A 9,422-nucleotide genomic window follows, 5' to 3' on the forward strand; every position below is an offset into this window, starting at 1 on the left:
CACCCGCCCGTTCGCCCCTCGACGGGCACCAGGCCAAGGCGACGGCACCGAGTCACGCGAGACCTGCCGGACCGGACGGGCGAGCGCGGCAACGAGGGGCAGAGCAACGTCGCATCTTGCGGAGCGGAGCCGGACATACACACCACGACCTGCGCAAAGGAGACGCCGCCCGCCACGGAAGACCCGACATACCGGTTTCCGGACAACGCCGGATCTCGCTATTTCACCCGCTGCCGTCCCGCCTCCGAGGCGATGTCCCCGGGTGGTGTAAACGGGAGCGTATAAATCGAGACATCGCGCAGGTCAGCCGCACCGGCCGCAGGAAAGCCCCGCCACTCCGCGACACGCGATCGGCCTCCCAAGGGGGACACCCCGCCACCAGCCGGCGAGGACCGTTTCACGCGCGACCAGTACCGGCCCTACTCGGCCGGGGCGGTCCGCACGACACCGAGAGAGGCTGATCAACGATCGACACGCCAGAGAGGGGGCAGTTCGACGCCCAGTTCGGCGAAGAGGCGACGCAGCAGAGGAAGGGAGATGCCAAGGACGTTGCCGTGGTCCCCGTCGATGCCCTCGACGAACCAACCGCCGAAGCCCTCCAGCGCGAACGCCCCCGCGACCCGCAGGGGCTCCCCCGTCGCCACATACGCCGCGATCTCGGCATCGGTCGGCGTCCCGAACCGCACCAGGGTGGAGCCGAGCTCGGCGGCCTCCCGCCCACTGGCGGCGTCGATCACGCAATGCCCGGTCAGCAGCCGGCCATCGCTCCCGCGCATCGCCTGCCACCTGGCCGTCGCCTCTTCGGGCGTCGCGGGCTTTCCGTACGGCACACCGTCGATCTCCAGGACCGAGTCACAGCCGATCACCAGCCCATCCCCCACCCGCTCGGCCACAGCGGCGGCCTTCGCACGAGCAAGCGTGAGCGCGAGGTCCCCGGGGGTGTCAGCGGTGACCGCATCCTCGTCCACCCCACTGACGACCACTTTGGGATCAAGCCCCGCAGTCCGCAACAACGCAAGCCTGGCAGGCGAGGCGGAAGCCAGCACGATCGTCATCAGAAACCTCCGATCAGCCCCCGCCTTCGGCGGAGAAGCAACCAAAGCCCTGCGGAGCAGGGCAGAGCCAACCGATTAGCGCATCGAACAAAGACACGATAGCCAGCGAGAGAGAAGATCATGCCACCTTCCAAGGCCCATACCCAGCTCTGGAATGAACGCCGCATCCCAGCCCCGCCCACACCCTCGCCACCGGCCACGAAACTCCTGGGCGTCACCAGGCATGTTGACCGCCGTCCCGCTCACCAACGACGACAGGGCCGGCTTGGACCGGCTGCTCGGCCCACTCGCCGACGTCCCCGCCCCCACTGGGCACATTTCCCGGCAAATCAGCACGCTGGCCCAGGCGACCCTGCTGCTGGTCATCGAGATCAACCGGAGGCCGCCCCAGAGCCAGGCTGCATGCCACAGCCCAGTGGGTGCCGCACGAATTCTGGATGAGCGTCGCCGAGCTCGATGCTGTTCTCATCAAGGGCGTTGGCGATGTGGAAACGGCCTGCATCAAAGACGAACTCCACCGCGATGGTGCCGTCCGCCAAGTCATGACCCGAAGGACGCCACTCGAGTAGAGCGACTTCGCGCAGTTCCTGGCCGACGAACGGCTCAAGCCGTTCGTCGGCGCCGACCCACGCCGGAGTCAGCTCGAACCACTCCCAGTCACTGATCGCAGTAGTCGTGTCGATGCTGTTCCGGCTGATCGACAGCTCATCGAGCTTCCAGTGACAGATCTCTACCTGGACACCGTCGAAGTCCAAGACGACGCGACAGTCGGCGAACCATTCCCCGTCCTCGACAAAGCGCACGATCGCGAACCCCGTAAGACGCCGGCCACCAAGCGCGGCCAGGCTCGGTCCGTGTTCTCGCGGACGGCTTCAAGCCCGACGAGAAAGGTCGGCTCGAAGCCGAACATCCCCATCACGATTGCCGATTGTCCACGTTATTCGCAGAGCCGGCCAGCCGATATCCACTACCAAGCCGCGTGGCCCTGCTTGACGGCCCTTTCAAGTGATCACTCACGTGGGGGCTGTGGCGAAGGGAGGGTGTGGGTTAGGGTTGGGCACGACAGATCGCGGGGGTCCGGTGAACCGGGCTGAGATTGCGGCTGAGACGGCTGCTGACCGCTGGAACCTGACCGGGTAATGCCGGCGTAGGGAGAGATCGAGTCGTCATGACCGACACTGCGATGACACGTGCCCGCAAGGTGTATTTGCCCGGAAAGCGGGCGGATCTGCGGGTGCCGATGCGGGAGGTGGCGCTCAGTGATGGGGGTGCCGTGGTCCTCTATGACACCTCTGGGCCGTACACCGACCCGGACTACGACGCCGATGTGCGACGTGGGCTGCCCGCGCTACGTGCGGGCTGGATCGCCGGGCGCGGCGACACGGTGTCGTACACCGGGCGTACGGTGCGGCCCGAGGATGATGGGCGGCGTTCGGGGGATCCGCTGCGGAACGCGGCGGCGTTCGCCGAGCGGCCGCCTCGCCGGGCGAGTGGGGCAGGGGCGGTGACGCAGCGCGCTTACGCGCGGCGTGGGGAGATCACCTCCGAGATGGAGTTCGTCGCGCTCCGGGAAGGGGTCGAGCCGGAGGTGGTCCGGGTCGAGCTGGCGGCTGGCCGGGCGGTGTTGCCCGCCAACGTCAATCATCCGGAGCTGGAGCCGATGATCATCGGCCGGAACTTCCTGGTGAAGGTGAACGCCAACATCGGCAACTCGGCGGTGGCGTCCTCGATCGAGGAGGAGGTGGCCAAGATGACCTGGGCGACCCGCTGGGGCGCCGACACCATCATGGACCTGTCGACCGGCAGGGACATTCACACCACGCGCGAGTGGATCCTGCGCAATTCCCCCGTCCCGGTCGGCACGGTGCCGCTCTACCAGGCTGTGGAGAAGGTCGGTGGCGATCCGGCCGAGCTGACCTGGGAGGTCTTCCGGGACACCGTGATCGAGCAGGCCGAGCAGGGCGTGGACTATATGACGGTGCACGCGGGCGTACTGCTGGAGTACGTGCCGCTGACGGCCCGCCGCCGTACGGGCATCGTGTCGCGCGGTGGGTCGATCATGGCGGCGTGGTGTCTGGCGCACCACCGGCAGAACTTCCTGTACACCCACTTCCGCGAGCTGTGCGAGATCTTCGCCGCGTACGACGTGACCTGGTCGTTGGGCGATGGGCTGCGACCCGGGTCGATCTCGGATGCCAATGACGAGGCCCAGTTCGCCGAACTGCGCACCCAGGGTGAACTCACCCGGATCGCCGCCGAGTATGACAACCAGGTGATGAACGAGGGCCCCGGGCACATCCCGATGCACAAGATCAAGGAGAACGTCGACCTGCAGCGGGAGTGGTGCGACGACGCGCCGTTCTACACGCTCGGGCCGCTGACCACCGACATCGCGCCCGGGTATGACCACATCACCTCGGCGATCGGCGCGGCGATGATCGGCTGGTACGGCACCGCGATGCTCTGCTACGTCACGCCCAAGGAGCATCTGGGGCTTCCCGACCGCGATGACGTCAAGGCCGGCGTGATCGCCTACAAGATCGCCGCGCACGCCGCGGATCTGGCCAAGGGGCATCCGGGCGCGCAGGCGTGGGACGACGCGCTGTCGGACGCGCGGTTCGACTTCCGCTGGGAGGACCAGTTCGACCTCTCCCTCGACCCGGACACCGCGCGGGCGTTCCACGACGCGACGTTGCCCGCCGCGCCCGCCAAGACCGCGCACTTCTGCTCGATGTGCGGCCCGCACTTCTGCTCGATGAAGATCACGCGGGACGTACGGGCGTACGCCGCCGGGCGCGGCCTGGACGAGGAGCAGGCCCTGGCCGAGGGGCTGCGCGAGAAGGCCGCCGAGTTCAACGCCTCCGGCGGCCGTATCTACCTCCCGGTCTCGCCCGCCGACCCCACCTGATGTTTCGTCGCCGGGCTGATCCTGCCTGACGACTCGCGGACGGTCGAAGGGCGCGCGTGATCCGCCCGACGACCCAGAACAAACGCTCCGCCCACGATCAGGACGATGCCCGGCCCGCCTCTCACCTGCACAAGAAGCGACGGCCGAGCGATTATCCGCCAGTACGGCCGGCACGCGCGCCCCACGACCGTCCGAGCACCGGCCCGCTTTCGCGCCTTCTCAAGAGCCCACCCGTTCCCCGATTAGAGAGGCGTTGAACCCTCCATGAACTCAATACTATGAATTGTTATTTCGGTGTTCTCCCATTTACCGACTCAAGCCTGAGGTAGCCGCCAGGCTCGCGCGCGATCGGGCGGGACGCCATCACGGTGTCATGGTGGTCCCCGAAGGCGGCCGTCAACGTCTTCTTCTCCAGGACCGCCCCGACGCTTTCCAAATCGATTACAACGTCAGCCGCCACATGCAGGCCGAAATCTGCGACGAGCCGTCAGGTGGGGGTGAATGCGGGGCGATCGGAGATGGGAAGCCATTCGTGGGCGGGATCGTAAGGGCGAAATCGGGCCTTGATGAAGCGGATCAGTGATCGCAGTAGCGGGTGATGGTTTTGGTGGTGCCATAGCAGCGAGGTCGGGTAGACCGGGCAGGGGTTCACCAGGGGAATCTGGACCGTGCGGGGGTGCCAGGGGAGGCGGCAGCGTTCGCCGGCCAGGCCGATGCGGTCGGCGGCGACGATCTCGGCCACGTAGTGTTCCCAGCCGAAGTCGGGTCCGGAGGTGTCGATGCGGACGTCGAATTCGGCGCCCAGCAGGCGGTAGTACTCGCCCCACTCGCTGCCCGGCGCGTTGCCGGGCATCCAGACCGTCACGCCGGACAGCCGTTCCATGGACACCTCCCGCTCGGCGGCGAGCGGGTGGTCGAGGCCGACGATCAGGCAGTTGGCCTCCAGGTAGGCGGGCGTGGCGCGCAGGCCGTCCGCCAACGGGCCGGCGGCCCGGGCGAAGGCGGCGTCGATGGTGCCCTCGGGGAGGGTGCCGCGTGCCGACCTGAGGCCGTCGGAGGTGATGATCTCGACGTCGGCGCCGTCGATGGTCTGGTGGAAGTCGCGGACCAGGTCGAGGGAGGCCAGCCGGGTGTCCAGCACGTCCACCCGCAGGCGGCGGCTTCGGTCGCGCAGCGCTTGCAGGGCCTGGTCGGCGATGCTCATCAGGGCGCGGGCGTGCGGCAGGAAGGCCCGGCCGTCCGTCGTGAGGCCGGCCCCGTTGCGGGAGCGGAGGAACAGCCGCACGCCGAGGTCCGCCTCCAGTCTGGCGATCCGCTTGGAGATCGCCTGCTGGGTGATCCCCAGCCTGGTCGCGGCCTCGCTGAAGTACTGCTCCTCGGTGACGGCGATGAAGGCGCGGACCGCCGCGAGGTCGAGATCGGCGCCCTCCGGCACAACCATCTGTTGTGCTTTTGCGGCGTGTCGGTTGTTGGACAATGCCGCCTGCTCTCAGGTCGAATGCACGGGTCGCGGACGAGCCTACAACCAGCGGGAGTGGTCGCCGATGGGATCCTTCGTGCACCTGCACGTACACACGGAGTACAGCATGCTCGATGGCGCCGCCAAGGTCGGGCTGCTGATGGAGGAGGTCTCCCGGCAGCGGATGCCCGCCGTGGCGATGAGCGACCACGGCAACCTGCACGGTGCGTACGAGTTCTACCATGCCGCCCGCAAGGCCGACGTCAAGCCGATCATCGGCATCGAGGCGTACGTGGCCCCGGCCTCGCGCCGGCACCGCGGGCCGGTGTTCTACAGCGACAACCTCGCGCTGCGCCGTTCCAACGACGACACCGGCGAGGGCGGTGATGTCTCCGGGCGCGGCCTGTACACGCACATGACGATGTGGGCGGCCGACGCGGACGGGCTGCGCAACCTGTTCCGGCTCCAATCCCGCGCCTGGCTGGAAGGGCATGTCCAGAAATATCCCCGCATGGATGACGAACTGCTCGCCGAACACGGCCAGGGCATCATCGCCACCACCGGCTGCCCCTCCGGCGAGGTGCAGACCCGGCTGCGCCTCGGCCAGTACGACGAGGCCCGCGAGGCCGCCGCCCGCCACCGTGACCTCTTCGGCCCGGACAACTACTTCCTGGAACTGATGGACCACGGCATCGCCATCGAGCGCCGGGTCCGCGACGACCTGCTGAGGCTCGGCCGCGACCTCAGCCTGCCGCCGCTGGCCACCAACGACTCCCACTACGTGACCGAGGACCAGGCACAGGCGCACGACGCGCTGCTGTGCATCGGCACCGGCAAACGCCTGGCCGACACCGAACGCTTCCGGTTCAGCGGCAGCGGCTACCACGTCAAGACGGCCGCCGAGATGCGCGCGCTGTGGGACGCCGAGGTCCCCGGGGCCTGCGACAACACGCTGCTGATCGCCGAGCGGATCGGCGACTACGGCGAGGTGTTCGCCCACCGCGACCTCACGCCGCGCTTCCCGGTGCCCGAGGGCGAGACCGAGTCGAGCTGGCTGCGCGCCGAGACCCTCGACGGCGCGCGCCGCCGCTACCAGGGCGATCCGCCCTCCGAAGTCCTCGACCGCATCGACTACGAGCTGTCCGTGATCGATGCCATGGGCTTTCCCGGCTACTTCCTGGTCGTCGCCGACATCTGCCGGTACGCCAGGGAGAACGGCATCGGCCTCGGCCCCGGCCGCGGTTCGGCCACCGGCTCGATGGTCGCCTACTGCACGGGCATCACCCAGCTCGACCCGATCGAGCACAAACTGATCTTCGAGCGCTTCCTCAACCCTGAGCGGGTCACCATGCCCGACGTCGATCTCGACTTCGACGACCGGCGGCGGGACGAGATGATCGACTATGTGACCCGCAAGTACGGCGAGGACCGGGTCTGCCAGATCGTCACCTTCGGCACGATCAAGGCCAAGGCCGCCATCAAGGACTCCTGCCGGGTGCTGGGCCTGCCGTACGCCCTGGGCGACCGGATCACCAAGGCGTTCCCCGCGGCCGTCGGCGGCAAGGAGATCCCGCTGGCGGCCATCCTCGACGAGCGCCACCCCCGGCACGGCGAGGCCGCCGAGCTGTGCGCGATGTACGAGCAGGACCCCGAGGTCAGGCGGGTGATCGAGACCGCGACCGGTGTGGAGGGCCTGACCAGGGGCACCGGAATCCACGCCGCGGGCGTGATCTTGTCCAGCGAGCCGCTGATCGACGTGCTCCCGCTGGCCAGGCCGAAGGCCGACGGGCCGGTCATCACCGGCTTCCCGTTCACCCAGGCCGAGGACATGGGCCTGCTCAAGATGGACTTCCTCGGCCTGCGCAACCTCACCGTCATCGGCGACACCATCGCGAACGTCCGCGCCAACAAGGGGATCGACATCGACATCCTCGACATCCCGCTCGACGACGCCACGACGTACGAGATGCTGGCGCGCGGCGACACCCTCGGGGTCTTCCAGTTGGACAGCGGCGGCATGCGCGTGCTGCTGCGGCTGATGCAGCCCACCACGTTCACCGACATCGCCGCGGTGAACGCGCTCTACCGGCCGGGGCCGATGGAGATGAACGCCCACACCAACTACGCGCTGCGCAAGACCGGCAAGCAGCCGATCGAGCCGATCCACCCCGAACTCGCCGACGCGCTGGAGCCCATCCTGGGCGACACCTACCACCTGGTGGTGTTCCAGGAGCAGGTGATGGCCATCGCCCAGCAACTGGCCGGGTACTCCCTCGGCGCCGCCGACATGCTGCGCCGGGCGATGGGCAAGAAGAAGAAGGAGGTCCTGGACGCCGAATGGGACAGGTTCGCCGCGGGCATGCGCGACCGCGGCTTCTCCGCCGAGGCGATCAAGGCGGTCTGGGACGTCCTGGTGCCGTTCAGCGGCTACGGCTTCAACAAGTCGCACACGGCCGGATACGGCCTGGTCTCTTACTGGACGGCCTACCTGAAGGCCAACCACCCGCCGGAGTACCTGGCCGCGCTGCTCACCTCCGTCGGCGACGACAAGGACAAGATGGCCGTCTACCTGTCGGACTGCCGCCGGCTGGGCATCCGGGTGCTGCCCCCCGACGTCAACGCGAGCCGGCTGGACTTCGCGGCGGTCGGCTCCGACGTGCGGTTCGGGCTGGGCGCGGTGCGCAACGTCGGCGCCAACGTGGTGGAGGCGATCGTCGCCGCCCGGGAGGCCAAGGGCCCCTACACCGACTTCAACGACTTCCTGGCCAAGGTCTCGCCGGTGGTCTGCAACAAGCGGGTGATCGAGTCGCTGGCCAAGGCGGGCGCGTTCGACAGTCTTGGACACGATCGGGCGGGGCTGGTCGCGGTACACGAGCAGGCCATCGACGCGGTCATCGACGTCAAGCGCAACGAGGCCCACGGCCAGGACTCGCTGTTCGGCGACCCCGGCCGGGGCGACGCCGTCTTCTCGGTCGCCGTCCCGGCCGGTGAGTGGGACCGTGCCGACCTGCTCGCCTACGAGCGCGAGATGCTCGGCCTGTACGTCTCCGCCCACCCGCTGGACGGCGCGGAACGCGTCCTGGCCGCCAACCGCGACACCACGATCGCCGACCTGCTGGCCTCCGGGCGGCAGGAGGGCGCGGTACGGGTCAGCGGCATCGTCTCCGGCCTGCAACGCAAGGTCACCAAGCAGGGCAGCCCGTGGGCGATCGTCACACTGGAGGACCACGACGCCGCCGTGGAGTGCCTGATCTTCCCCAAGACCTACACGCTGTACGGCGAGACCCTGGCCGAGGACCGGGTGATCAGTGTGCGAGGCCGGATCAACGTGCGGGACGAGACGCTGAGCGTCTACGGCGAGGAGATCGCCACGCTGGACGTCGCCGCCACCGCCGCCGAGCCGCCCGTGGTGATCGTCCTTCAGGAGAGCCATGTCACCGGCCGGCTGGTCCGGGAGTTCAAGCACATCCTGAACGCCCATCCCGGCCCGGCCCCGGTGCACGTGCGGCTGCTCCGGCAGGGGGCCGGGCCCCTGCTGCTGCGTCTGGAACCCTTCCAGGTCGCCGCGCGGCCGGCCTTCTACGGTGACATCAAGGCGCTGCTGGGCGCAGGCTCGATCGGTGGCGCATGAGCCGGGAGGTGAGGTGCCCCCGCTGCCGCACCGGCGACGTGCTCGCCGTACTCCGCCTCCCGCACACCTGGACCAACGCCTCGGGAAACCGGGTCCGCGGGCTCGGTGAGGTGCTGTTGTGCGCCCACTGCGACGCCGCCGACCCGCTCACCGGCCCGATCGTCGCGTACTTCGCCGTCAACCGGTCGGTCCGCCGGCAGGACGTGACCACGCTGGCGCGGCTGCTGCGCCACTGGATCGACCACGCCCGGCCGCCCCGCCCCGACATGCCCGCGCTCGACGCCGAGTCCGACGCCTGGCACCGCGGCGAACTGTGAACCGCGGTCAGCCGGGCGGCTCGGGAAGGAGGGGGGCGGAGGTGTGCTTGGG

6 protein-coding genes and 1 riboswitch are annotated in these 9,422 nt (G+C 68.8%); of the genes, 3 read left to right on the plus strand and 3 right to left on the minus strand.

What is annotated here, in order from left to right:
• Positions 1-461 precede the first annotated feature (461 nt).
• Both C1I98_RS29425 and C1I98_RS29430 read right to left on the minus strand, forming a co-directional pair.
• Positions 462-1,055: a Maf family protein gene (locus tag C1I98_RS29425; RefSeq protein WP_111170656.1), complete on the minus strand. Its 594-nt coding sequence runs from the start codon at positions 1,053-1,055 to the stop codon at positions 462-464.
• 371 nt (positions 1,056-1,426) lie between these two features.
• Entirely contained in the window at positions 1,427-1,858 is a 432-nt protein-coding gene (locus C1I98_RS29430; RefSeq protein WP_199537300.1) for a hypothetical protein, read from the minus strand.
• Between the two features lie 256 nt (positions 1,859-2,114).
• A riboswitch (TPP riboswitch) is annotated at positions 2,115-2,228 on the plus strand.
• Here C1I98_RS29430 and thiC point away from each other — a divergent pair.
• Positions 2,224-3,963, plus strand: a complete 1,740-nt coding sequence (gene thiC / locus C1I98_RS29435; RefSeq protein ID WP_111170657.1) for a phosphomethylpyrimidine synthase ThiC — start codon at positions 2,224-2,226, stop codon at positions 3,961-3,963. (Overlaps the previous riboswitch by 5 nt.)
• 487 nt (positions 3,964-4,450) lie before the next feature.
• On the opposite strand, the gene C1I98_RS29440 is transcribed toward thiC, so the two are convergent.
• Entirely contained in the window at positions 4,451-5,404 is a 954-nt protein-coding gene (locus C1I98_RS29440) for a LysR family transcriptional regulator (RefSeq protein ID WP_111170658.1), read from the minus strand.
• A gap of 103 nt (positions 5,405-5,507) precedes the next feature.
• Here C1I98_RS29440 and dnaE point away from each other — a divergent pair, with 103 nt between their 5' ends.
• The gene (gene dnaE, locus C1I98_RS29445; RefSeq protein ID WP_111170659.1) at positions 5,508-9,053 is read left to right on the plus strand and encodes a DNA polymerase III subunit alpha; all 3,546 of its coding nucleotides are present in this window, start codon (positions 5,508-5,510) and stop codon (positions 9,051-9,053) included.
• Positions 9,050-9,370 carry a DUF6300 family protein gene (locus tag C1I98_RS29450; protein WP_111170660.1) on the plus strand — a complete coding sequence of 107 codons (321 nt, stop codon included), beginning with the start codon at positions 9,050-9,052 and terminating at the stop codon, positions 9,368-9,370. The genes dnaE and C1I98_RS29450 overlap by 4 nt, the downstream gene beginning before the upstream one ends.
• The last annotated feature ends 52 nt before the right edge of the window (positions 9,371-9,422 follow it).

Origin of the sequence: Spongiactinospora gelatinilytica (genome assembly GCF_003236385.1) — a bacterium.
In the GTDB taxonomy this organism is placed as follows: Bacteria; Actinomycetota; Actinomycetes; order Streptosporangiales; family Streptosporangiaceae; genus Spongiactinospora; species Spongiactinospora gelatinilytica.

What these genes read in the sequence shown, in the direction of transcription:
- C1I98_RS29425 (WP_111170656.1), bottom strand. Translation starts at nt 1,055, where the DNA reads ATGACGATCGTGCTGGCTTCCGCCTCGCCTGCCAGGCTTGCGTTGTTG.
- thiC (WP_111170657.1), top strand. Translation starts at nt 2,224, where the DNA reads ATGACCGACACTGCGATGACACGTGCCCGCAAGGTGTATTTGCCCGGA.
- C1I98_RS29440 (WP_111170658.1), bottom strand. Translation starts at nt 5,404, where the DNA reads ATGGTTGTGCCGGAGGGCGCCGATCTCGACCTCGCGGCGGTCCGCGCC.
- dnaE (WP_111170659.1), top strand. Translation starts at nt 5,508, where the DNA reads ATGGGATCCTTCGTGCACCTGCACGTACACACGGAGTACAGCATGCTC.
- C1I98_RS29450 (WP_111170660.1), top strand. Translation starts at nt 9,050, where the DNA reads ATGAGCCGGGAGGTGAGGTGCCCCCGCTGCCGCACCGGCGACGTGCTC.